This is a genomic window from Pseudomonas allokribbensis (genome assembly GCF_014863605.1).
Taxonomy (GTDB): domain Bacteria; phylum Pseudomonadota; class Gammaproteobacteria; order Pseudomonadales; family Pseudomonadaceae; genus Aquipseudomonas; species Aquipseudomonas allokribbensis.
In genome coordinates this window covers 6,052,328-6,074,170 of sequence record NZ_CP062252.1, presented here as the reverse complement: position 1 = coordinate 6,074,170, position 21,843 = coordinate 6,052,328, and the positions used below count along the sequence as shown (strand labels likewise).

19 protein-coding genes are annotated in these 21,843 nt (G+C 61.2%); 7 read left to right on the top strand and 12 right to left on the bottom strand.

From position 1 onward, the window contains the following. The first annotated feature begins 2 nt into the window (after nucleotides 1–2). The 3 genes from IF199_RS27930 (at nucleotide 3) to fba (ending at nucleotide 1,804) form a co-directional block, all read left to right on the top strand. Nucleotides 3–224: a hypothetical protein gene (locus tag IF199_RS27930; protein ID WP_085688661.1), complete on the top strand. Its 222-nt coding sequence runs from the start codon at nucleotides 3–5 to the stop codon at nucleotides 222–224. A gap of 57 nt (nucleotides 225–281) precedes the next feature. Then, on the top strand, nucleotides 282–614 hold the full coding sequence (locus tag IF199_RS27925) for an MliC family protein (RefSeq protein WP_192559189.1): 333 nt from the start codon (nucleotides 282–284) through the stop codon (nucleotides 612–614). A 125-nt stretch (nucleotides 615–739) separates the two neighbouring features. Then, complete coding sequence (gene fba / locus IF199_RS27920) at nucleotides 740–1,804, top strand: class II fructose-bisphosphate aldolase (RefSeq protein WP_007959708.1); 1,065 nt, start codon at nucleotides 740–742, stop codon at nucleotides 1,802–1,804. An 84-nt stretch (nucleotides 1,805–1,888) separates the two neighbouring features. Here the strand turns inward: fba and IF199_RS27915 are convergent, their stop codons facing one another. Both IF199_RS27915 and IF199_RS27910 read right to left on the bottom strand, forming a co-directional pair. Continuing rightward, nucleotides 1,889–2,248, bottom strand: coding sequence for a DUF6124 family protein (locus IF199_RS27915; RefSeq protein WP_192559188.1), 360 nt, complete (start codon nucleotides 2,246–2,248; stop codon nucleotides 1,889–1,891). Between the two features lie 365 nt (nucleotides 2,249–2,613). Continuing rightward, nucleotides 2,614–3,282 carry a polysaccharide lyase family 7 protein gene (locus tag IF199_RS27910; RefSeq protein WP_192559187.1) on the bottom strand — a complete coding sequence of 223 codons (669 nt, stop codon included), beginning with the start codon at nucleotides 3,280–3,282 and terminating at the stop codon, nucleotides 2,614–2,616. Nucleotides 3,283–3,615: 333 nt separating this feature from the next. Here IF199_RS27910 and IF199_RS27905 point away from each other — a divergent pair, with 333 nt between their 5' ends. From IF199_RS27905 to IF199_RS27895, 3 genes are read left to right on the top strand one after another with little or no spacing between them, the layout of a single operon-like run. Then, nucleotides 3,616–5,739: a putative bifunctional diguanylate cyclase/phosphodiesterase gene (locus IF199_RS27905; protein WP_096817724.1), complete on the top strand. Its 2,124-nt coding sequence runs from the start codon at nucleotides 3,616–3,618 to the stop codon at nucleotides 5,737–5,739. A 41-nt stretch (nucleotides 5,740–5,780) separates the two neighbouring features. Next, complete coding sequence (locus IF199_RS27900) at nucleotides 5,781–6,272, top strand: M48 metallopeptidase family protein (RefSeq protein WP_192559186.1); 492 nt, start codon at nucleotides 5,781–5,783, stop codon at nucleotides 6,270–6,272. Nucleotides 6,273–6,296: 24 nt separating this feature from the next. Continuing rightward, nucleotides 6,297–6,593: a winged helix-turn-helix domain-containing protein gene (locus IF199_RS27895; RefSeq protein WP_007894945.1), complete on the top strand. Its 297-nt coding sequence runs from the start codon at nucleotides 6,297–6,299 to the stop codon at nucleotides 6,591–6,593. A 42-nt stretch (nucleotides 6,594–6,635) separates the two neighbouring features. On the opposite strand, the gene IF199_RS27890 is transcribed toward IF199_RS27895, so the two are convergent. Further along, nucleotides 6,636–7,088 (bottom strand): GNAT family N-acetyltransferase, encoded by a 453-nt coding sequence (locus IF199_RS27890; RefSeq protein WP_011336314.1) that lies wholly within the window; start codon nucleotides 7,086–7,088, stop codon nucleotides 6,636–6,638. A 256-nt stretch (nucleotides 7,089–7,344) separates the two neighbouring features. Here IF199_RS27890 and IF199_RS27885 point away from each other — a divergent pair, with 256 nt between their 5' ends. Further along, the gene (locus IF199_RS27885; RefSeq protein WP_096817728.1) at nucleotides 7,345–8,082 is read left to right on the top strand and encodes a substrate-binding periplasmic protein; all 738 of its coding nucleotides are present in this window, start codon (nucleotides 7,345–7,347) and stop codon (nucleotides 8,080–8,082) included. 6 nt (nucleotides 8,083–8,088) lie between these two features. Here the strand turns inward: IF199_RS27885 and yccS are convergent, their stop codons facing one another. From yccS to betI, 9 genes are all read right to left on the bottom strand, one after another. Beyond that, nucleotides 8,089–10,272, bottom strand: coding sequence for a YccS family putative transporter (gene yccS / locus IF199_RS27880; protein WP_102619733.1), 2,184 nt, complete (start codon nucleotides 10,270–10,272; stop codon nucleotides 8,089–8,091). 121 nt (nucleotides 10,273–10,393) lie between these two features. Beyond that, complete coding sequence (locus IF199_RS27875) at nucleotides 10,394–11,572, bottom strand: BaiN/RdsA family NAD(P)/FAD-dependent oxidoreductase (protein ID WP_192559185.1); 1,179 nt, start codon at nucleotides 11,570–11,572, stop codon at nucleotides 10,394–10,396. A 149-nt stretch (nucleotides 11,573–11,721) separates the two neighbouring features. Then, nucleotides 11,722–13,107, bottom strand: a complete 1,386-nt coding sequence (gene dbpA / locus IF199_RS27870; protein ID WP_096817735.1) for an ATP-dependent RNA helicase DbpA — start codon at nucleotides 13,105–13,107, stop codon at nucleotides 11,722–11,724. Between the two features lie 57 nt (nucleotides 13,108–13,164). Next, nucleotides 13,165–14,592, bottom strand: a complete 1,428-nt coding sequence (gene mdtD / locus IF199_RS27865; RefSeq protein ID WP_192559184.1) for a multidrug transporter subunit MdtD — start codon at nucleotides 14,590–14,592, stop codon at nucleotides 13,165–13,167. A 64-nt stretch (nucleotides 14,593–14,656) separates the two neighbouring features. Further along, nucleotides 14,657–15,994, bottom strand: a complete 1,338-nt coding sequence (locus IF199_RS27860; protein ID WP_192559183.1) for a TldD/PmbA family protein — start codon at nucleotides 15,992–15,994, stop codon at nucleotides 14,657–14,659. Beyond that, on the bottom strand, nucleotides 15,994–17,436 hold the full coding sequence (locus IF199_RS27855; protein WP_192559182.1) for a TldD/PmbA family protein: 1,443 nt from the start codon (nucleotides 17,434–17,436) through the stop codon (nucleotides 15,994–15,996). The genes IF199_RS27860 and IF199_RS27855 overlap by 1 nt, the downstream gene beginning before the upstream one ends. Nucleotides 17,437–17,629: 193 nt before the next feature. Then, on the bottom strand, nucleotides 17,630–19,333 hold the full coding sequence (gene betA, locus IF199_RS27850; protein ID WP_096817743.1) for a choline dehydrogenase: 1,704 nt from the start codon (nucleotides 19,331–19,333) through the stop codon (nucleotides 17,630–17,632). A gap of 115 nt (nucleotides 19,334–19,448) precedes the next feature. Continuing rightward, nucleotides 19,449–20,921: a betaine-aldehyde dehydrogenase gene (gene betB / locus IF199_RS27845; RefSeq protein ID WP_096817745.1), complete on the bottom strand. Its 1,473-nt coding sequence runs from the start codon at nucleotides 20,919–20,921 to the stop codon at nucleotides 19,449–19,451. An 88-nt stretch (nucleotides 20,922–21,009) separates the two neighbouring features. Beyond that, a complete protein-coding gene (betI, locus tag IF199_RS27840; RefSeq protein ID WP_192559181.1) occupies nucleotides 21,010–21,603 on the bottom strand; it encodes a transcriptional regulator BetI in 594 nt (197 codons plus the stop codon). Between the last annotated feature and the right edge of the window lie 240 nt (nucleotides 21,604–21,843).

The window sequence follows — 21,843 nt, the reverse complement described above, 5'->3', positions numbered from 1 at the left end:
AGATGGTCAAGTCGTTAGCGCTGTTGTTGCTGACCGGTACATTGGCAGCCTGCGGGAGTAACCCGAAGGCTGCGCCGGAACCGGCACCCGGCGAGGCACAGAAAGGCTGCTATCAGGCCGACTGGCAGGCCGAAACCAACCCGGTGCTGAACAAGCGCTCGGGTCCGGAAGGCCTGGACAAATACGAGACGCAAACCCCGGCCAAGGAACATGGTTGTCCTTGACTGGTCTGACTCTTTAACTCAAGGCCGGCGGCGTGTGCTGCCGGTCGAGGAACACGGATGAAAGGCTTGATCGCCGTTGCGGCATTGGGATTGTTGGGTGGTTGCGCGCAGTGGAACCCGTTTCAGTCGTCCACCCCTGTGGATAACTGGACCACCTGGACCTGCGACAGTCAGGCCAAGGTGCTGTGGCGCTTCACCGATGCCGGCCAGAAGGCAGTCGATGTGCGGCTGGGTGGTGGCGATCAGGTCTATCGCCTGAAAGAAGAGCCGGGCGCCTCGGGCGCGCTGTACAGCGACGACATGCTGGCGTTTCACATCAAAGGTAATGAAGGCCTGGTCTACTGGGTCGCTACCAATGATCTGATCGGCCGGGGCTGCAAAGCCGAATAAAACAGAATTTGCTTTATCGAATCACCAGGCCGGGCCTCAACCCCCGATCTGCAATCACTTGAATAGCCGCCGCCGCTCCGGCAGGCTGGCACGATTAACGACCCAAACCGGGAGAGACACACACAATGGCACTTATCAGCATGCGCCAGATGCTGGACCACGCAGCCGAATTCGGCTACGGCGTTCCAGCCTTCAACGTCAACAACCTTGAGCAGATGCGCGCCATCATGGAAGCCGCTGACAAGACTGACTCCCCGGTGATCGTTCAGGCTTCGGCCGGCGCTCGCAAATACGCTGGCGCGCCGTTCCTGCGTCACCTGATCCTGGCCGCGATCGAAGAATTCCCGCACATCCCGGTGTGCATGCACCAGGACCACGGCACCAGCCCTGACGTCTGCCAGCGCTCGATCCAGCTGGGCTTCAGCTCGGTGATGATGGACGGCTCCCTCGGCGAAGACGGCAAGACGCCGACCGACTACGAATACAACGTCCGTGTTACCCAACAAACCGTGGCCATGGCTCACGCCTGCGGCGTTTCGGTTGAAGGCGAGCTGGGCTGCCTGGGTTCGCTGGAAACCGGCATGGCCGGTGAAGAAGACGGCATCGGCGCTGAAGGCGTTCTGGATCACAGCCAGATGCTGACCGACCCGGAAGAAGCCGCTGACTTCGTCAAGAAAACCCAAGTTGATGCCCTGGCCATCGCCATCGGCACCAGCCACGGCGCCTACAAGTTCACCAAGCCACCTACCGGTGACGTGCTGGCGATCGACCGCATCAAGGAAATCCACAAACGCATCCCGAACACCCACCTGGTGATGCACGGTTCCTCGTCGGTTCCGCAAGAGTGGCTGGCGATCATCAACCAGTACGGCGGCGACATCAAAGAAACCTACGGCGTACCGGTTGAAGAAATCGTCGAAGGCATCAAGCACGGCGTGCGCAAGGTCAACATCGACACCGACCTGCGTCTGGCATCCACCGGCGCCATGCGTCGCCTGATGGCCACCAACCCGAGCGAATTCGACCCACGTAAATTCTTCGGCGAAACCGTGAAGGCGATGCGCGACGTGTGTATCGCTCGTTACGAAGCTTTCGGTACTGCCGGCAACGCTTCGAAGATCAAGCCGATCTCGCTGGAAAGCATGTATCAGCGTTATCTGAAGGGTGAGTTGAACGCCAAGGTCAATTGAGACTGGGTGTTGAGCTGATTTAAAAGAAACCCGCCGTGAGGCGGGTTTTTTTTGAGCTGAATTATTCAGGCCGATTAGCGGAGCCTATTTCGGCTCGACGTGATCAAGCGCCTGGTTAACCGCCAGTTCCGCAACCATGACTACCTGAGCGATGCCCAGTGCAGTTTTGCGGTGAGATGGCGGCAGTAGCGCGGCGAAGTTGTTGAGCATTTCGCTGGCGGAGCCGAGGGTTTCGCTGGCGTTGGCCAGCAGGGATTCGGTGTTGCAGGCGGGGTTGGCGAAGTACATGCGGTCGGGTTCGTTGACTGTGGCCATGATGCGGGCGCCGGGGCAGAGGTAGTGGTCGAGGGCGCGTTCGGCGGCTTCGTTGAGTTTTTTGGGGTCGAGGGAATCGTAGGGGGAGGCCGGATCTGTTTCTGGCGGGTTAGGCGTAGGTTTGAACATATGCTGAAAACTCCTGTAAGGAGCTGCCGGTCCTTCCCTACTAAAAGAAGGGTGGCAGCTGTGCGCAGGTTAGTAGACCGGGGAGTATTCAGCATTGACCGGCGCGCCGAAGCGCCCTGCGCACAGCCACCATCACAGTCAGACTGGAATGTCTGATGGACAGCGCTTGCACGTAGCTGAAAACACCACAGGCTACTAAACCCGATCACTGCGAATCAGTGACCCGAATCAAGCTACCGATGACCCTCCAGGCGCACAAGCCGGCGGATTCTGGCGTACCGGTAGGCAGCGACGCAAGCCGTTGTAGGCTTCGGGACGTTACGCGGACTGCCTTTAAACAGAAGCCTTAAACGGTCACGCGGCTGCTATTTATCGTGATCGATATCCAGCTTGCTGAACGTGACCTGCCCACCCTCGCTGGTGTAACCGGTGTTGTCCTGCACATACACGCCTGCCTTGAAGTACAACGGCTTGTTGCGCCACGTGGCGCTGATCTGCGAGTCCCACTGATATCCCGCCGCACTGATACCCAGCGCACCTCCGGGGCTCAGGTGAATCAGGTAATTGAACTCGCGATCCAGTTTGATCCCGGTCGCCAGGGTAATCACCCGGCCTTCGTCATCATCCGGGTGCATCCGCACCTTGATCACCAGGTTGCCGGACTCAAGCTTGGTCTTGTACTGATACTCAAGCTTCACCAGCGGCTTCTGGCTTTCATACGCATGAATCTGCCCGATGACGATCTTGCCGGAGCTGGGCACTTTGTTGACCGAAAGGGTCGCGCGCAGCAGGTTGTCGGCGTCCGGGTAGTACCAGTTGCGCAATGTTCCGTTGCTGTAGGTTTCGCGCAGTTCGGTGCGCGGGTAGATGGCGTTTTCGGTTTTCGAGCCGGTCACCGGGGACCAGAAGAACAGGGTGCCGGTGTCGGAATGGAAGTACTGATCCTTGAAGCCGTTCACCAGTTTGGAGGTTTCGACGGTGTAGGGCGGGCTGCCAACGGGAACGCTGAGGTTCCAGGTTGCGAGGTCGATCATGTCGGTTCTTCCACTCTATTTTTCCTGCACGCGCGTGCCAGAAGCTCTAGCTCGCGGTTCTTGGGGGCGGCCTTTATAAGCGTAGAGGGATTTTTTGTTAACGGCCGTCTGGCGGATGATTGGCGTCAACATCCTGTCGAAATGCCATCTTTCCCGGTTTTCGGGGGCTGCAGCCATGACCGTTAGTCGGCTTCTTACCGGTTTGGTTAAATGATGGCCTGATGACAGCTACTGCTTTTTCGGATCCAGGACTAGAGTGAAGGCTCAGTAACTGTACGGTTTTCACGAGAAACCGGCCGCGTCCCGATTGGATGTCCCGACAAGAGAAGCAGCATGGAATGCGCGCAACCCACGCCAGGTGAAGGCAGCTCAGTCCTTTTGATCGTTGATGACTACCCTGAAAATCTGATCAGCATGCGCGCGTTGTTGCAGCGCCAGGACTGGCAGGTGATGACCGCGGCTTCCGGTTTCGAAGCCCTCAGCCTGTTGCTTGAACACGACATCGACCTGGTTCTGCTGGATGTGCAGATGCCGGGCATGGACGGTTTCGAGGTCGCGCGTTTGATGCGTGGCAGCCAGCGAACGCGGCTGACGCCAATCATTTTCCTCACCGCCAACGAGCAATCCCAGGACGCCGTGATCAAGGGCTATGCCAGTGGCGCGGTGGATTACCTGTTCAAACCCTTCGATCCACAGATTCTCAAACCGAAAGTCCAGGCGTTGCTGGAGCACCAGCGCAATCGCCGGGCGTTGCAGCGCTTGAGTCAGGATCTGGAATCGGCGCGGGCCTTCAATGCGTCGGTGCTGGATAACGCGGCCGAAGGGATTCTGGTGCTGGCCGAGGATGGTTTGATCCGCTTCGCCAACCCGGCGATTTCGCGGTTGCTGAATGCCCCGGTGAAGGAGTTGGAGGGGCAGGAGTTTCTCGATTACTTGCAGAAACCGCACATTCCGCTGTGGGCCGATTCCGAGTTTTATGCCAGTTACAAACGTGGCGAGACGCTGCGATTACACGATGCGTTGCTGCGTACCGCACCGGGTCAGCAGGTGCCGGTGGCACTCTCCTGCGCGCCGTTGCCGAGCGAGCAACACGCGATGGTGGTGACGGTGCTGGACATGTCGGTGGTGCGTCATCTGCATCAGCAGTTGGAATTTCAGGCAGTCACCGATCCGTTGACCGGACTGCTTAATCGTCGCGGTTTCTACCAGACGGTTGAGAACCTGCTGCTGCGCGGCGAGCGCACGGACAGCAGTTGGGTGCTGATGTACCTCGATCTCGATGGCTTCAAACGGGTCAATGACTCCCTCGGCCATGATGCCGGGGATCGGGTGCTGCGCTGGGTCTCCGAGCAACTGAAAGCCTGCCTGCGACCGTTCGACATTCTGGCGCGGATGGGCGGTGACGAGTTCACCGCGCTGCTGGATCTGGAATTCCCCGAACAGGCAGCAAAGATCGCCGAGAAGCTCATCGAACGAGTGTCGATCTGTCAGCAGATCGAAGGCATGGACATCGCCCTCGGCGCCAGCATCGGCATCGCGACGTACCCGGATTGCGGCAACAACCTCGACGGTTTGATGCGCGCCTCGGACATTGCCATGTACGAAGCCAAGCGCGCCGGGCGTCAGCAATATCGCTTCTACGATCATGAAATGAACGGCCGCGCGCGCTCACGGCTGATGCTGGAAGAGAGCGTGCGCAACGCCATCGAGAACCGTGATTTCAATCTGGTGTATCAGCCGCAGGTGGCGATTGGTGACGGCAGGATTCGCGGTTTCGAGGCGTTGCTGCGCTGGCAGCATCCGAGCGTCGGCGACGTGCCGCCGGGGTTGTTCCTGCCGTTGCTGGAGGAGGCGACGCTGATCAGCCGGCTCGGCAGCTGGATCTATCATCGCGGCGCCGGGCAGCGTAAGGCCTGGGAGTCCGAGTTTTCCAAGGATCTGGTGCTCGGCGTGAGCCTGAGCAATACCCAGTTCGGCCTTCCGAATCTGGTCACCGAATTGCGCCAGGTGCTGGAGCGCCATGGTTTGCAGCCGCATCAGATGGAAGTGGAAGTCACCGAGGAGGCGCTGACGGTCAATCCCGATGAAACGCGTAAACAGCTGCGGTTGCTGCGCAATCTCGGGGTACGGGTGGCGCTGGATGATTTCGGTTCCGGGTCCTGTTCGTTGTCGCATCTGCGCGACCTGGAACTGGATACCCTCAAACTCGATCGCCACCTGATCGCCCGATTGCCGGACTCGTCCCGCGACGCTTCGCTGGTGCGCAGCGTCATCGAGCTGTGCAAGGAATACGGCTTGCTGGTGATTGCCGAAGGTGTGGAAACCGTCGAGCAATACCAATGGCTGCAAGCCCATGGTTGCGAGTACGTGCAAGGGTTCCTGGTGGCGCGGCCGTTGGTCGCCGAGGACGCGACGCGCTTTGCCGAGCCGTTCGACTGGAGCGCGTTGGCCAGTTGAATTCGTTACACTGGCGGCCTTTTCATGACCCGTGCCGCCCCATGACTGCGTTGAAATACCTCCAGGCCTATCCCGCGCAATTGCAGGATCAGGTGCGCCAATTGATTGCCGAAGATCGCCTCGGTGATTACCTGAGCCAACGCTATCCGGGCCGCCACGATGTGCAGAGCGACAAGGCGTTGTATGGTTACGCGCTCGATTTGAAACAGGAATACCTGCGCAACGCCCCGGCCATCGACAAGGTCTTGTTCGACAACCGCCTCGATCTGACCCATCGCGCCCTCGGTCTGCACACCACGGTTTCTCGGGTGCAGGGCGGCAAGCTCAAGGCCAAGAAAGAGATTCGCATCGCCTCGCTGTTCAAGGAGGTCGCGCCGGAGTTTCTGAAGATGATCGTGGTGCACGAGCTGGCGCACTTCAAGGAATCGGATCACAACAAGGCGTTCTACAAATTGTGTGATCACATGCTGCCGGGCTATCACCAGATCGAGTTCGACCTGCGGGTTTATCTGACCTGGCGAGACATGCAATAAGAAATCAAACAACGGAGTGCATGCATGGACGTGAGCAAGACCAAGAGCAGTTTCTACCGGCGCTTGTACGTGGCGTACCTGATCGACAGCGGCCTGGCCAGCAGCGTGCCGGCGCTGACCGAGGTCACCGGCATGCCCCGGCGCACGGCGCAGGACACCATTGCGGCGTTGGCGGATCTGGATATCGTCTGCGAGTTCGAACAGGAAGAGGGCGCGCGCAACCATGCGGGGCGCTATCGGATTCGCGAGTGGGGGGCGATTGATCGGGGGTGGATCGAGCGGAATTTGCGGCAGATCAAGGCTGTTCTCGAGTATCCCTGACCAATGCAGTTCCTTCGCGGGCAAGCCCGCGAAGGGGGAATCTCAAGATCGGCGCATACCAATATGCGGAATGTCATCCTCCAGATATTCCTCACCCGCCACCACAAACCCGTACCGCCCGTAATACCCCTGCAAATGCGCCTGGGCCGACAGATAGATCGGCACCTCGGGCCAGCGCTTCTCGGCCTGTTTCAGCGCCTGCTCCATCATTTCATGCCCTAGCCCTTTGCCACGTCCGGCCGGTGCCGTCAGTACGCGGCCGATCACCACGTCGCCACCCTGGGATTCCGGGTCCAGCAGACGCAGGTACGCCACCAGTTGATCGCCGTCCCAGCCCATCAGGTGGCAGGTATCGCCATCCAGATCCTGACCGTCCGGGTCCAGGTAGGCGCAGCGCTGTTCGACCACGAACACTTCCGAGCGCAATTTCAAAATGGCGTACAGCTGCTCCAGTCCCAGATCGCTGTGATGTTTGCAGACCCACTCGATTGTCATCTTCCGATTCCTTGAACAACGTCGCCCGATACTAAGCGCACCGTCGAAATATGTCTGTATGGCGCAATAATCTGTGACGAAGGCCAAAATGCCATCATTCCTTTCTCGCGCCGCCGACTTCTTTGTGTAATCTGCAGAGAAGCGCTGTGCAACGGCTTCAATGAGCTAATGTTAGGGCCTGGGATTCGCCGGTACGGGGCCTTGGGGTTTTGACTGAAAACACGCCGGGCGGCCCGCCCGCTAAGGATTTTCAAGCATGCCGCGATTGCATCGAGCGTTTGCTTTGATCGGATTGCTGTTGCTGGGTCAAAGCGCTGCAGCGGAGAAATTGCGTCTGGTCTTCGACGTCTGGCCGCCGTTTACCGATGACACGCTGGTCAACGGTGGACTGGCCACGGACATTGTCAGCACGGCTCTGGCCCGGGCAGGTTATGCCAGCGATTACGAACAGGTGCCGTGGGCGCGTGCGCTGCTCGGGGTTGGCGAGGGGCGTTACGACGTGCTGGTCAACGCCTGGTACAACGACGAGCGCACGAAGCTGGGGCAGTTTTCCGACGAATACCTGCTCAACCGTGTGCGTTTTCTCAAGCGCAAAGACACGCCCATCGAATACAACAACTTGCAGGAACTGCACACCTATCCGATTGCGGTGGTGCGCGGCTACGCCTATTCCGCGCCGTTCGATGCCGATACCGCGTTGCAGAAAGTCCCTGTACATAACTTCGCGATGGCTGTGCGCATGCTGGCAGCGGATCGGGTCAAGCTGACCCTGGAAGACGAATTCGTCGCCCGCTATTACCTGGCCCGTGAATCACCGAAAGTGCGCAACGCTGTGGAGTTCCTGCCCAAGCCGCTGAGCGAGAACAGTCTGCACATTCTGGTCAGCCTGAAAAACCCGGAGCACGAACAGATCGTGGCCGGGTTCGACAAGGCGATTGCGGCGATGAAGGCCGACGGCAGCTATGACAAGTTGCTCAGGCAGCATGGCATGTGAGGCGGCTCAAGCCTCGCCGGTGTCCTTGATCAGATGCGCCGCCAGCGTCCGCAAAGGGCCGAGCTGGCGGCAGATCAGCGCCAGTTGCGTCTGCACCAGTCGCTGGCCTTCGTCGATCTCGTCCGCCATCTGCTCAAGCTCATTGGCCAGCGCCTCTTCCTCATCGCTCTGAATCGCAATCGGCTGTTTGCTCGCCAGACCCTGGGCAATCTCGTCGATGCTGGTGGCCAGTTTCACCCCGGCGCCATCGATCAAATGCTCACGCACCTCGGCCGGCAGCTGGGTTTCCCGGTGTGCGCCAAGGCCTGACAGATAACTGAGCAACGTGTGCGACAGCACCAGGAAGCGGAAACCGACGTCGGCCTCTTTCCGGAAATGCCCCGGCTCCATCAGCATGTTTGCCAGTGTGGTCGACAGCGCCGCGTCGGCGTTGTGCGCGTTGCGGCGGGCGAGGCGGTAGGCGAGGTCGTCGCTCTTGCCTGCTGCGTATTGCTGCATGATCTGGCGCAGGTAGATGCTGTTGCAGGTCAGGGTGTTGGCCAGCACTTTGTTCAGGCGCCGACCCTGCCAGTCCGGCAGGAACAGGATCACCGTCAGGCCTGCGATCAGGCTGCCGAGCAAGGTATCGAACAGGCGTGGGACAAACAGCCCGTAACCGTCGCCGACCTGATTGAAGCAGAACAGCACCATGATCGTGATCGCGGCGGTCGCCACGGTGTAGCGGGTGGTGCGGTTGGTAAAGAACACCACACCGGCGGCGATGGCGAAGCACGACTGCACCAGCGGGCTCGGGAACAGATCGAACAGCGCCCAGGCGATGGTCAGGCCGATGGCGGTGCCGAGAATCCGCTGGCCGAGTTTGCGCCGGGTGGCGCCGTAGTTCGGCTGGCAGACGAACAGCGTGGTGAGGATGATCCAGTAGCCTTGCGACGGGTGAATCAGATGCACCATGCCGTAACCGATACTCAACGCCAGCGGCAGGCGCAGGGCGTGGCGGAACAGCAATGACGTCGGCGTCAGTTGGGTGCGCAGGCGAACCAGTACGTCCTTGAAGTTACGCGGCGAGCGGTCGAGCAGGCTGCTGTCGGTGGCATCGGCCAGCGCATCCGGATTGCTCGCGTCGCTGAGCAGACGGTCGAGGGTGCCGAGGTTGGCCGCCAGTGCCCGCAGCGAGCGCAACAGTCCACGCCAGGCCGGGTTGCTCTGGATGCGCAGGTGTTCGAGGGAGGCGTGGAGGTCACTCAGGGCTTCGGCGAATGTCGCGTCGTAGATGAACGGCTGGCGCATCTGGATCGATTCGGCCAGCGCCCGGCAGGCCTTGCCTTGCTGGCGCAGCAGGCGTTGGCAGCGGAACAGCACGTCGCTGTGGAAAAACGCTTCGGCCAGCGCGTTGTAGGGATAGTGCGAAGAACTGGCGCGTTCGTGAATGTCCTGGGCAAGAAAATACAGCTTCAGGTAACGGCTGACCTTCGAGCCGGGACGACCGTTGCCGACCCGATGCAGGATGATTTCCTTGGCGCTGTTCAGTGCCGCAACGACGCGGCCGTTTTGTTGAGCCAGTTCCAGCCGCCGCGCTTCGACGTCCATCTGACGGATCGGCTCGAACAGCGAGGATTTCAGCTTCAGGTAATAACCCAGTTCACGGAACAGCCGCGCCAGACTCTGCTGCACCGGCTGGTTGGAAAACATCGCCTGCCACAGCACCGACAGCAAGCCGTACCACGCGGCGCCGGCCACCAGCAGCATCGGCTCGTGCCAGAAATCCGTGACCGCGCCGCCGCGCTGGTCGACGCCGATCATGGTGTAGACGGAAAGAATCAGGGTCGCCGAAGCGATCGCGCCATATCGCTCACCGAGCGCCCCGAGCATGGTCAGGCCGAAACTGGCCAGCGCCAGAGCGATGACGAACACGATGGGGTAGGGGAAGAGTAATTCCACCGACAGCGCCGCGACGCTGAAACACACCAGCGTCACCGCCAGTGCGTTGAGGCGGCCCTGCCAACTGTCGTCGGTCTCGGCCAGGGCGCTGGCGATGATCCCGAGGAACAGCGGGATCAGCAGCCCCATTTCATCCTGATACCAGCACAGCGCCATGCTGCCGGTCAGGGCGATGAACACCCGCACGCTGTAGCTGAATTTATCCAGCGCCCACAGGCGCCGCAAAGACTGACGAAACGAGGTCGAGGACATGAAGTGCGAAGGCCTTCCGAGGCGATGCCGCTAAATTGAGCCAGTAATGACGCCGACGCAATGGCGCCGATCACATCTGACAGCAAAAAGTGTTCCGCACGGCCTTCACACGGCCTTCGAATCAGACGTATTGCGCCGCCGCGTAACCCGATGCCCAGGCCCACTGGAAGTTGAAACCGCCCAAATGCCCGGTGACGTCCAGCACTTCGCCGACAAAGTACAGGCCCGGGCTTTTCAGCGATTCCATGGTCTTGGACGAGACTTCTCGGGTGTCGACGCCACCGAGGGTGACTTCGGCGGTGCGGTAGCCTTCGGTGCCGGCCGGGACGACTTTCCAGCTGCCGAGCTTCTCGGCGATGTCCGCGAGTTCGGCGTGGGTGTACTGCTTCATCGGTTTGGAGACGAACCAGTTGTCCGCCAGCAGGTGGGCCATCTTCTTGGTGAAAATTTCACCGAGCAGGGTTTTCAGTTCGCTGTTCGGGCGTTCGGCGGTTTGCTGTTGCAGCCAGCTCGCCGCGTCGTGATCGGGCAGCAGGTTGATCTCGACGGTGTCACCGGATTCCCAGAACGAGGAAATCTGCAGAATCGCCGGGCCGCTGAGGCCGCGGTGAGTGAACAGGATGTTCTCGCGAAAGCTTTGGTCATTGCAGCTGACCAGGCAATCCACCGAGGTGCCGGACAGCTCGGTGCACAAATCCTTGAGCTGATCGGTGATGGTGAACGGCACCAGCCCGGCACGGGTCGGCAGCAGGTCGTGGCCGAATTGCTTGGCGACCTGATAACCGAAACCGGTGGCACCCAACGTCGGGATCGACAGGCCGCCGGTGGCGATCACCAGCGACTGGCACTGGATCTGGCCGAGGGTGGTGTCGAGCAGGTAACCGCCCTCGACTTTCTCGATGGTCTGGATCGAGGTGTCCAGGTGCAGGTTGACGCCGACCTGATCGCACTCGTCCAGCAGCATGCCGAGGATGTCGCTGGATTTGTTATCGCAGAACAACTGGCCGAGCTTTTTCTCGTGATACGGCACGCCGTGTTTGGCGACCATGCCGATGAAATCCCACTGGGTGTAGCGGGCCAGCGCGGATTTGCAGAAGTGCGAATTCTGCGAGAGGAAATTGCTCGGCTCGGTGTACATGTTGGTGAAGTTGCAGCGCCCACCGCCGGACATCAGGATTTTCTTGCCGGCCTTGTTCGCGTGGTCGAGCAGCAGCACCTGACGCCCGCGCCCGGCGGCGGTCAGTGCACACATCAACCCTGCGGCGCCAGCGCCAATGATCACGACTTCGGTAGAGCGCAAAACGGTGTCCTCACACAATGATCGTTCCCACGCTCTGCGTGGGAATGCCGCCATGGACGCTCTGCGTCCGCTTTTAAATCGTGACGCGGAGCGTCACAGGATGCATTCCCGCGCGGACGGTTCGACGCCTCGACGCGGGAACGATCAGGTCAGAGGACGCGTACGCGCAGCGAACGACCCTTGATCTTGCCGTTGTTCAAACGCTGCAGCGCCTGCATGACCACGGTGCGCTCAACCGCCACATAGGACTGGAAGTCGAAGATCGCGATCTTGCCAACCTGAGCGCCAGGGATGCCGGCATCGCCGGTCAGTGCGCCAAGAATGTCGCCCGGGCGCACCTTGTCTTTACGGCCGCCACCGATGCACAGCGTGCTCATCGGCGGTTGCAGCGGGGCACCGCCCTGGGATTTCAGGTTGTCCACCTGGTCCCAGTTCAGCGGGGTTTTCTGCAGTTGTTCGATGGCTTGCGCGCGGTGCGCTTCGGACGGCGCCACCAGGCTGACCGCGATGCCTTTCTCGCCGGCACGACCGGTACGGCCGACGCGGTGAATGTGGATTTCCGAGTCGCGGGCCAGTTCGACGTTGATCACCATGTCCAGTGCATCGATGTCCAGACCACGGGCGGCAACGTCAGTGGCGACCAGTACCGAAGTGCTGCGGTTGGCGAACATTGCCAGTACCTGATCGCGATCACGCTGTTCCAGATCGCCGTGCAGGCCGACGGCGGAAATGCCCTTGGAGGTCAGGTGATCGACGGTTTCCTGCACTTGCTGCTTGGTGAAGCAGAACGCCACGGTGGAAGCTGGACGGAAGTGGTGCAGGACCTTGGTCACCGCGCTCATGCGCTCTTCCGGAGAAATCTCGTAGAAGCGCTGTTCGATCTGGGTGTCGTCGTGGAACGCTTCGGCTTTCACCGTTTGCGGATCACGCATGAACTTCGACGCCAGTTGCTTGATGCCCACCGGGTAGGTCGCCGAGAACAGCAGGGTCTGACGACGGGCCGGGGTCTGCTCGATGATGTCTTCGATGGCGTCGTAGAAACCCATGTCGAGCATGCGGTCGGCTTCGTCGAGGATCAGTGTGTTGAGGCCGTCGAGGACCAGCGAACCCTTGCGCAGGTGTTGCTGGATGCGGCCCGGGGTGCCGACGATGATGTGCGCGCCGTGCTCCAGCGAGCCGATCTGCGGGCCGAACGACACGCCGCCGCACAGGGTCAGGACCTTGATGTTGTCTTCGGCGCGGGCCAGACGACGGATTTCCTTGGCGACCTGGTCGGCCAGTTCGCGAGTCGGGCAGATCACCAGCGCCTGGCAGCCGAAGTAGCGCGGATTGATCGGGTTCAGCAGGCCGATGCCGAACGCGGCGGTCTTGCCGCTGCCGGTCTTGGCCTGGGCGATCAGGTCCATCCCCTTGAGGATCACCGGCAAGCTCTGCGCCTGGATCGGCGTCATCTGGGCATAACCGAGCGATTCGAGGTTAGCCAGCATGGCGGCGGACAGCGGCAAAGTATTAAAAGCGGTGGCGATGGTGGTCACGGGACTGGCCTGCAAAACAAAATGTCGCGCAGTGTACCAGCCCGGTGGCCATTAGCCCTAAGACTCGATGTGTTCTTCCGGACGTCTGACACGCCGTCCGTCATTCTTGGAAAGCTGCGAGAAGATGGTTGCGGCCAGCATCGCCATGATCCCAACAGTCACGAACGTGAGCTGAAAGGCGCCCAACACGGTCTCAACACCGTCGTTTCCGATCTCCGCCGTGAAGCCGCCGAGCAGCGCACCGGCGCACGCCACGCCGAGGCTCAGCGACAACTGCGCCACCACTGACAGCAGGCTGTTGCCGCTGCTGGCGCTGGCGTCGTCGAGGTCGATCAGGGTCACGGTGTTCATCGCGGTGAATTGCAGCGAGTTGATTGCCCCGAGAATCGCCAGCAGGCACAGCAGCAGCCAGTACGGCGTCTGCTCGCTGACCAGGCCCATGCTCGCCAGCATGATCCCCAGAAACAGCGTGTTGCCGGTCAGCACGATGCGATAGCCGAGGCGCTCGATCAGCGGCCGCGCGCCCCACTTGGCGACCATCGCGGCAGCCGCCAACGGCAACATGCTCATCCCGGCCTGGGACGGCGAATAACCCAGCGCCACTTGCAGCAGCAACGGCACCAGAAACGGCAGGGCGCCGCTGCCCAGGCGAGCGAACAGGTTGCCGAGGATGCCGACCGCGAAGGTGCGGGTCTTGAACAGCGACGGCGCGAACAGCGGATTGTCGATGTGCCCGGCGCGCAGCCAGTACGCCGCCAGACACGCCATGCCGCCGAACAGCAACAGCATCACCCGCAAGTGCGGCAGGTGCAGTTCGCCGAGGCCTTCCATGGCGATGGTGATCAGCACCATCGCCGCGCCGAACAGCAGGAAACCCAGGCTATCGAAACGCGTACGTTCGGTGCCGCGCAGGTCGGGAATGAACTTCCACACCGCGTAGCAACCGATGACGCCGACCGGCAGATTGATCAAAAAGATCCAGTGCCACGTCAGGTATTGCACCATCCAGCCGCCCATGGTCGGGCCGATGAGCGGGCCGAGCAGGCCGGGAATGGTGATGAAGCCCATGATCCGCACCAGTTCCGAACGGGGGTAGGCGCGCAGCACCACCAGTCGTCCGACCGGCAGCATCAGCGCGCCGCCGAGGCCCTGAATCACCCGGGCGCCGATCAGCATGCTCAGGCTGCTCGACAGGGCGCAGAGCAACGAGCCGATGCTGAACAGCAGGATCGCGCCGAAGAAGATTTTCTTGGTGCCGAAGCGGTCGGCGATCCAGCCCGAGGCCGGAATCAGCAGGGCTACGGTGAGCATGTAGGCGATGATCACACCCTGCATGCGCAACGGGTCTTCGGCCAGATCCCGGGCCATGGCCGGCAGGGCGGTGTTGAGGATGGTCCCGTCGAGGGACTGCATGAAGAAAGCGATGGCGACGACCCACGGCAACCAGCGGGCGGTGATGGCGTCGAGAGGCGGGCGGTTGGGCATGGAACCTCTTGTGGTGTAGGGCCGTGAATGATCGTTCCCGCGCAAGGCGCGGGAACGATTTGTATCAGAGCGTCAGGGTCAATCGGCTCACCAACGCCCCCGGCAACAGCGCCGACGACGTATTGCGCTGGCTGTAGGTGCTCGCTGACAGCAGCAACTCACGCTCGGCAGTCAACGCTTCCAGCTGCGAACCCAGCAGGCTGTAGGCGCTGTCGTCGAAACGCATGGTGCTGACCGGTGCCTGAATTTCGCCGTTTTCAACCCAGAACGTGGCAAACCGGGTCATGCCGGTCAGTCGAGCCGCCGGTTGATCGGAGAAGTTCAGGTACCACAGGTTGCTGATGTACAGGCCGGTGCCCAACTGCTTGAGGATCTCGGCCTGCGGCAGATTGCCTGCGTCCATGTTCAGCGCACTCGGCGACTCACCACCGCCGGCACCGTTGGCCGTCAGACCGTATTCGGCGGCACTGCGCGAACCGACCAACTGGTCACCCGCCTTGCCTTCGATGATCAACCGCAGATCGCTGCGCGGGTAACCTTCGCCGGAAAACGCCGGGCTCAGCGAGTCGCTGACTTTCTCGTCGAGGGACACCAGCGGGCTGAACGCCTGGTCGCCGGCATACAGCTTCTGCAACGGGCTGCTCTTGCTGGCAATCGACTGCGCCGAGAAACCGCCCCAGCACAGCATGCCCATGATTTCTTCCAGGGCTGCGGGCGCCAGATAGGCGCGGTATTGGCCGGGTGGCAGGGTGCGCAGCGGTCGCCCCAGAAACTCGAGTTGCTCGCGGGCCTGCTGGAAGCGTTTGGCGAAACCTTCGCTGCTCCACTCGTGCCCGGCGTAGCTGGCTTTCACCGCTTCGCCGTTCTCGTGGAACAGGCTGAAGTCGAAGTTGAAGCTGTTGGCCTGATGCCAGCCGAACGCGCCGGAAGAACTGGCGAAACCACGGCTGATCGGGCCGGCAGCATAGAAGCCGACCAGATCCAGGCCTTCGGCCGCTTGAGCGATTTCCGCCACGACTTGTTCGGTGTCCGGCAGCGGATGTTCCTGCACATTCTTGCTCTGCCAGCCATTGTGGTTGAGCAGCAGATAGGGATCCTGAGGCAGCAACGGTAAGGTTTCGCGCAGTTGCTGCAGGCCTTCGGCCAGACGTTGCAGGTCGGTGGTCGGCTCGCCGGACAGGGTGATGTGCAGGTCGGCATGGCGACCGTCGTCGATCAGTTTCAGGCCGATACCGGCTTGCTGCACTTGCCCGGCCTGACGCACCTTGGCGTGGTTGAAGCGGACGAAGGCCGACGATTCGGCGTCGTAACTCAGGGTGAATTGTTCCGGCTCGCGCACTGCGTCGCGCAACCAGTTGACCAGAACCTTGAAGGCTTCGACCTGGCTCTTGGAAATACTCATCAGGCGTCTCCCCCAAACACATCAACATTGCTGAACACGCAGGCCGGCGAAGCGTGGCCGACGCGGATCACCTGGTTCGGTTCGCCCTTGCCGCAGTTCGGCGTGCCCAGCACTTTGGTGGTGCCGGCGTTGCCGACGGCGCGCAGGCTCTTCCAGAAGTGCGCGGAAATACCCCGGTAGTTCGGGTTCTTCACCACGCCTTTGAGTTCGCCGTTTTCAATCAACTGGCCCCATTCGCAGCCGAACTGGAATTTGTTGCGTGCATCGTCGATCGACCATGAGCGGTTGGTGCTCATCAGGATGCCGTTTTCGATGCCGCCGATCAGTTGTTCCAGGGGCTGATCGCCCGGCTCGATGTTGAGGTTGGCCATACGGTCGATCGGTGGGCGATTCCAGCCACAGGCGCGGCTGTTGGCGACACCGTCCAGACCCGCGCGGAACTGCGACAAGGCACCGCCCAGCGGCCGTACCAACAGGCCTTCGCGAATCAGGAATTGCTTGCTGGCTTTGGAGCCGTCGTCATCGTGACCGTAACTCGCCAGTTCTTCGGGAATGCCCGGATCGAACGTCACGTTGAGCAGTTTCGAGCCGTATTGCAGGCTGCCGAAATCCGAGGTTTTGACGAAGCTGGTGCCGGCGTAATTGCGCTCGTCGCCGAGGATCCGGTCGAGCTCCAGCGGGTGGCCGATGGATTCGTGGATCTGCAGCATCATCTGGTCAGGCATCAGCAGCAGGTCGCGCGGGCCTTGCGGGGTGTTCGGCGCGAGCAGCAATTGCAGCGCCTGATCGGCGACTTGCGGGCCGGCGCCGATCAGGCCGCAACGGCTGATCACGTCGGCGCCACCCTGCTGGCCGAAGTTCTCGCGGCCGAGGCTGCGGGTCTGGCTGTCGTTGCCGTCGTAGGCGGTGACGTCCAGGCCCGGATAAACGAAGCGCTGGGCCTGGCGCAATTCGGCCCCGGCACTGCTCAGGTAGATCTGTTCGACGTGGGTGATGCCGATGCTCACTTCCCAATTCACCAGGCGCTCATCCTTTGGCACCGAGGCGGATTCCGCGCCGAGCAGCTCGAAGCATTCGCTCAGGGACGGGAAGGGTTGTTCGAGATTGGGTGAAAAGTAATCGGCGCGGTCGCTGGACACCGGCTGCTGGCTCAGGTCGAGCAGGGCGTGGGGCTTGATCCGCCGTGCCTGCTGTTCGGCGCGCTCGAGGGCGGCTTGCAGGCCTTGTTGCGACAGGTCATTGGTCGCGGCGTAGGCTTCGACGCCGTTGACGCGAACGGTGAGCATCGCACCTTCGTCGCGGCTCAGGCTCGGCGGTTCGGCAACGTTCTTGCGCACCGACAGGTACTGGCCGGACTCGCGTACATACCGCAAGGAAAAAAACTCGGCGCCCGTGCGCAAGGCAGCGAAGCGCTGCTTGAGCTGGGGGTGGAAATCGAACATCAGGGAACCTCCTTGTTATGGGAGTAGCGGCGAAGCGGATTCGGCGGGGAGGGGTGAAACGATTGCGCGAGGACTAGAGTAGGCCTGCGTGGGGGTAGGATCAAGTGAAGAGGGGGTGTAGGAGGATTTACTGCTTTGAGTCGGCTGATCGTTCCCACATTGCATGGGAACGATCACCGCCCGGTATTACGACTTACTGAGCAACAGCACTCACATCACGCAGCGCCTTGCCTTTCACCGGCGCATCGCCGGCGACGTAGTACGGCGCCTTGCTGCGTGGCAGTGGCTGACGGCCACGGATCTTGTCGGCGATTTTCTCGGCCATCATGATCGTCGGCGCGTTCAGGTTGCCGGTGGTGATGATCGGCATGATCGAGGCATCGACCACACGCAGACCCTGCATGCCATGCACGCGGCCCTGGCCGTCCACGACCGCCATCTCGTCGGTGCCCATCTTGCACGAGCAGGACGGGTGGAACGCGGTTTCGGCGTGCTCGCGGATGAACTTGTCCAGCTGCTCATCGGTTTGCACTTCGATGCCCGGGCTGATTTCGCGGCCGCGGAAAGCGTCCAGTGCAGGCTGTTGCATGATTTCACGGGTCAGGCGGATGCCGTCGCGGAATTCCTGCCAGTCTTGTTCGGTGGCCATGTAGTTGAACAGGATGCTCGGGTGCTGGCGCGGATCCTTGGATTTGACCTGGATGCGACCACGGCTCGGCGAACGCATGGAACCCATGTGCGCCTGGAAACCGTGCTCTTGCACACCGTTGCTGCCGTTGTAGTTAATCGCCACCGGCAGGAAGTGGTACTGGATGTTCGGCCATTCGAACTCTTCGCGAGTACGGATGAAACCGCCGGCTTCGAACTGGTTGCTGGCGCCGATGCCGGTGCCGTTGAACAGCCACTCGGCACCAATGGCCGGCTGGTTGTACCAGAGCAGCGACGGGTACAGCGAGACCGGTTGGGTGCAGGCGAATTGCAGGTACAGCTCGAGGTGATCCTGCAGGTTTTCGCCGACGCCCGGCAGATCGTGAACGACCGGGATGTCGAGGCTTTCCAGCAGTTTCGCCGGGCCTACGCCGGAGCGTTGCAGCAGTTGCGGCGAAGCGATCGCGCCGGAGCAGACGATGACTTCTTTACGGGCGCGGGCTTCAACGCGCTCTTCGGCAGCGCCGACCAGGTAACGCACGCCAACGGCACGTTTGCCGTCGAACAAGACTTTGTCGGTCAGGGCGTGGGTGACGATGGTCAGGGTCGAACGCTTCTTGGCCACGTCCAGGTAACCTCGGGCGGTGGAAGCACGACGGCCTTTCGGCGTCACGGTGCGGTCCATCGGGCCAAAGCCTTCCTGCTGGTAGCCGTTCAAGTCTTCGGTGCGCGGGTAACCGGCTTGTACGCCAGCTTCAACCATGGCGTGGAACAGCGGGTTGTTGCCCGCCTTCGGCGTGGTCACGCTGACCGGACCTTCGCCACCGTGGTAGTCGTTCGGGCCGATGTCGCGGGTTTCCGCTTTGCGGAAGTACGGCAGGCAGTCGAGGTAGGTCCAGTCTTCCAGACCTGGCAGTTTCGACCAGCCGTCGTAGTCCATCGCGTTGCCGCGGATGTAGCACATGCCGTTGATCAGCGAGGAACCGCCGAGGCCTTTGCCGCGACCGCATTCCATCCGGCGACCGTCCATGTACGGCTCTGGGTCGGTTTCGTACGCCCAGTTGTAGCGACGGCCTTGCAGCGGGAAGGCCAGTGCGGCCGGCATCTGCGTGCGGAAGTCCATGCGGTAGTCCGGGCCGCCTGCTTCGAGCAGCAGGACGGTGACGCCTTCGTCTTCAGTCAGACGGGTCGCCAGGGTGTTACCGGCAGAACCGGCACCCACGATGATGTAATCGAATTCTTGGGACATTGAATGCACCCTCTTTGAAAGTTGGTCAGGTCAGACAGCCAGCGCTTCCCGTGTGGGAGCGGCGAGCAGACATGCCCGCGAAGGCGGCTTCGCGGGCAGCGCACGATGGCGGGTCTTAGAACACCGAGACGTAATCGCCCAGCTCGACCTGTACCGATTTGATGCGAGTGAAGTTGTTCAGCGAGCTGATGCCGTTCTCACGGCCAACGCCCGACTGCTTGTAACCGCCGACCGGCATTTTCGCGTCGGACTCGCCCCAGGCGTTGATCCAGCAGATACCGGCTTCCAGTTGATGAATCACGCGGTGGGCGCGGTTCAGGTCGCGGGTGACGATACCGGCGGCCAGGCCGAAATCGGTGTCGTTGGCGCGGCGGATCACTTCTTCTTCGGTTTCGTAGGTCAGGATCGCCATTACCGGGCCGAAGATTTCTTCACGGACGATGGTCATGTCGTCGGTGCAGTCGGTGAACACGGTCGGTGCCACGAACGCGCCTTTGGCGAATTCGCCGTCGGTCAGACGGTCGCCGCCGCACAGAACGCGAGCGCCTTCTTCTTTACCCTTGGCGATGTAGCCCAGCACGTTTTCCATGTGAGCGAAGCTGACCAGCGGGCCGAAGTTGGTGTTTTCGTCTTCCGGGTTGCCAACGCGGATGCGGGCAACGCGCTCGACGATCTTGGCTTCGAAAGCGGCTTTCAGGTGGCTCGGCACGAACACGCGAGTGCCGTTGGTGCAGACCTGACCGGAGCTGTAGAAGTTGGCCATCATGGCGGTGTCGGCGGCGCGATCCAGGTCAGCGTCGTCGCAGATGATCAGCGGGGACTTGCCGCCCAGCTCCATGGTCACGTCTTTGAGCGACGAAGCCGAAGCGCTGGCCATGACTTTCTTGCCAGTGTCGGTGCCGCCGGTGAAGGAGATTTTCTCGATGCGCGGGTGCTCGGTCAGCCAGGTGCCGACTTCACGGCCGCTGCCGGTCAGTACGTTGAACACGCCGTTCGGAACGCCGGCTTCGGTGTAGATCTCGGCCAGTTTCAGGGTGGTCAGCGAGGTGACTTCGCTTGGCTTGAAGATCATCGCGTTACCGGCCGCCAGGGCTGGAGCGGATTTCCACAGGGCGATCTGGATCGGGTAGTTCCACGCGCCGATACCGGCGACAACGCCCAGCGGCTCGCGACGGGTGTAGACGAATGCGGTGTCACGCAGCGGGATCTGCTCGCCTTCGATGGCGGGTACCAGGCCTGCGTAGTATTCCAGCACGTCGGCGCCGGTAACGATGTCGACGTATTTGGTTTCGGAGAACGCTTTACCGGTGTCCAGGGTTTCCAGAGCAGCCAGTTCATCGTTGCGCTCGCGCAGGATGTCGACGGCGCGACGCAGGATGCGCGAACGCTCCATGGCGGTCATCGCGGCCCAGATTTTCTGGCCCTTTTCGGCGCTGACGACTGCGCGCTCGACGTCTTCCTTGGTCGCACGTTGCACTTGTGCGAGGACTTCACCGTTAGCCGGGTTGATGGCTTCGAAGGTGGCATCGCTGCCGGCGTCGGAGTACGCGCCATCGATGTAGAGTTTTTGCAGTTCGAAACGGGCCATAGTGTCCTCGCAAGTGCATAAGTGGTTGGCGTTGACCACCGCGATCAGGCTGCGGTGGCATTCAGGGGCCGAGCGTTTTCTCTGTGCTCTAGCTCACCTTCTTGGCCAATTGGAAATCCATGTATTCGTAAGCGATCTGTTGCGCCTGCGCGGTGTCGAAAGCGTCTCCCGACAGCGCGCCGCGCAACCACAAGCCGTCAATCAGAGCTGCCAGTCCACGGGCGGCGCTGCGCGCATCTTCGAGCGGCAACACACGGCGGAACTCGCAGCACAGGTTGGAATACAGACGGTGATCGTTGATCCGCTGCAACCTGTGCAAAGACGGCTGGTGCATGCTGGTGGCCCAGAAGGCCAGCCAGGTTTTCATTGCCGGGCCATTGACCTGGCTGGCGTCGAAGTTGCCTTCGATGATCACCTGCAGATGCGCCCGGGGGCTGCTGTCTGCCAGCGCCTGACGGCGCGTGGTGACGTTCTCGCTGAGGACGCTCATCAGATACCGCATCGTGGCGGCAATCAGGCCGTTCTTGTCCTGAAAATAGTGACTGATGATGCCATTCGAGACACCGGCCAAACGGGCGATCAGCGCAATGCTGGCGTCCCCCATTCCGACCTGATCGACGGCCTGCAAAGTGGCTTCGATCAGTTGTTGGCGGCGGATGGGTTGCATACCGACCTTGGGCATCTTGCACATCTCCTTAGGCCTTCCAACGGGCGATAAACGCCGATCGGATTGAGGGCCAGTCTATTTTGTTTTGATTGAACGTTCAATCAACAAAGAATAAGATCTGCGACAAATCGTCGCTGCCTACAGATTTTTCCTACGTGTAAGTGGCGATAAACCGACATCCGAAAATGCTCGAAACCTGCGCGGGGCAAGGCGCGGTTCGACGTTCGATGGACGTGTTGAATGGGCAAGACGCTC

What these genes read in the sequence shown, in the direction of transcription:
- IF199_RS27890 (WP_011336314.1), bottom strand. Translation starts at nt 7,088, where the DNA reads ATGACAATCGAGTGGGTCTGCAAACATCACAGCGATCTGGGACTGGAG.
- IF199_RS27910 (WP_192559187.1), bottom strand. Translation starts at nt 3,282, where the DNA reads ATGATCGACCTCGCAACCTGGAACCTCAGCGTTCCCGTTGGCAGCCCG.
- IF199_RS27925 (WP_192559189.1), top strand. Translation starts at nt 282, where the DNA reads ATGAAAGGCTTGATCGCCGTTGCGGCATTGGGATTGTTGGGTGGTTGC.
- IF199_RS27855 (WP_192559182.1), bottom strand. Translation starts at nt 17,436, where the DNA reads ATGTTCGATTTCCACCCCCAGCTCAAGCAGCGCTTCGCTGCCTTGCGC.
- IF199_RS27860 (WP_192559183.1), bottom strand. Translation starts at nt 15,994, where the DNA reads ATGAGTATTTCCAAGAGCCAGGTCGAAGCCTTCAAGGTTCTGGTCAAC.
- mdtD (WP_192559184.1), bottom strand. Translation starts at nt 14,592, where the DNA reads ATGCCCAACCGCCCGCCTCTCGACGCCATCACCGCCCGCTGGTTGCCG.
- betB (WP_096817745.1), bottom strand. Translation starts at nt 20,921, where the DNA reads ATGGCCCGTTTCGAACTGCAAAAACTCTACATCGATGGCGCGTACTCC.
- IF199_RS27885 (WP_096817728.1), top strand. Translation starts at nt 7,345, where the DNA reads ATGCCGCGATTGCATCGAGCGTTTGCTTTGATCGGATTGCTGTTGCTG.
- IF199_RS27895 (WP_007894945.1), top strand. Translation starts at nt 6,297, where the DNA reads ATGGACGTGAGCAAGACCAAGAGCAGTTTCTACCGGCGCTTGTACGTG.
- IF199_RS27930 (WP_085688661.1), top strand. Translation starts at nt 3, where the DNA reads ATGGTCAAGTCGTTAGCGCTGTTGTTGCTGACCGGTACATTGGCAGCC.
- betI (WP_192559181.1), bottom strand. Translation starts at nt 21,603, where the DNA reads ATGCCCAAGGTCGGTATGCAACCCATCCGCCGCCAACAACTGATCGAA.
- yccS (WP_102619733.1), bottom strand. Translation starts at nt 10,272, where the DNA reads ATGTCCTCGACCTCGTTTCGTCAGTCTTTGCGGCGCCTGTGGGCGCTG.
- IF199_RS27915 (WP_192559188.1), bottom strand. Translation starts at nt 2,248, where the DNA reads ATGTTCAAACCTACGCCTAACCCGCCAGAAACAGATCCGGCCTCCCCC.
- fba (WP_007959708.1), top strand. Translation starts at nt 740, where the DNA reads ATGGCACTTATCAGCATGCGCCAGATGCTGGACCACGCAGCCGAATTC.
- IF199_RS27900 (WP_192559186.1), top strand. Translation starts at nt 5,781, where the DNA reads ATGACTGCGTTGAAATACCTCCAGGCCTATCCCGCGCAATTGCAGGAT.
- IF199_RS27905 (WP_096817724.1), top strand. Translation starts at nt 3,616, where the DNA reads ATGGAATGCGCGCAACCCACGCCAGGTGAAGGCAGCTCAGTCCTTTTG.
- betA (WP_096817743.1), bottom strand. Translation starts at nt 19,333, where the DNA reads ATGTCCCAAGAATTCGATTACATCATCGTGGGTGCCGGTTCTGCCGGT.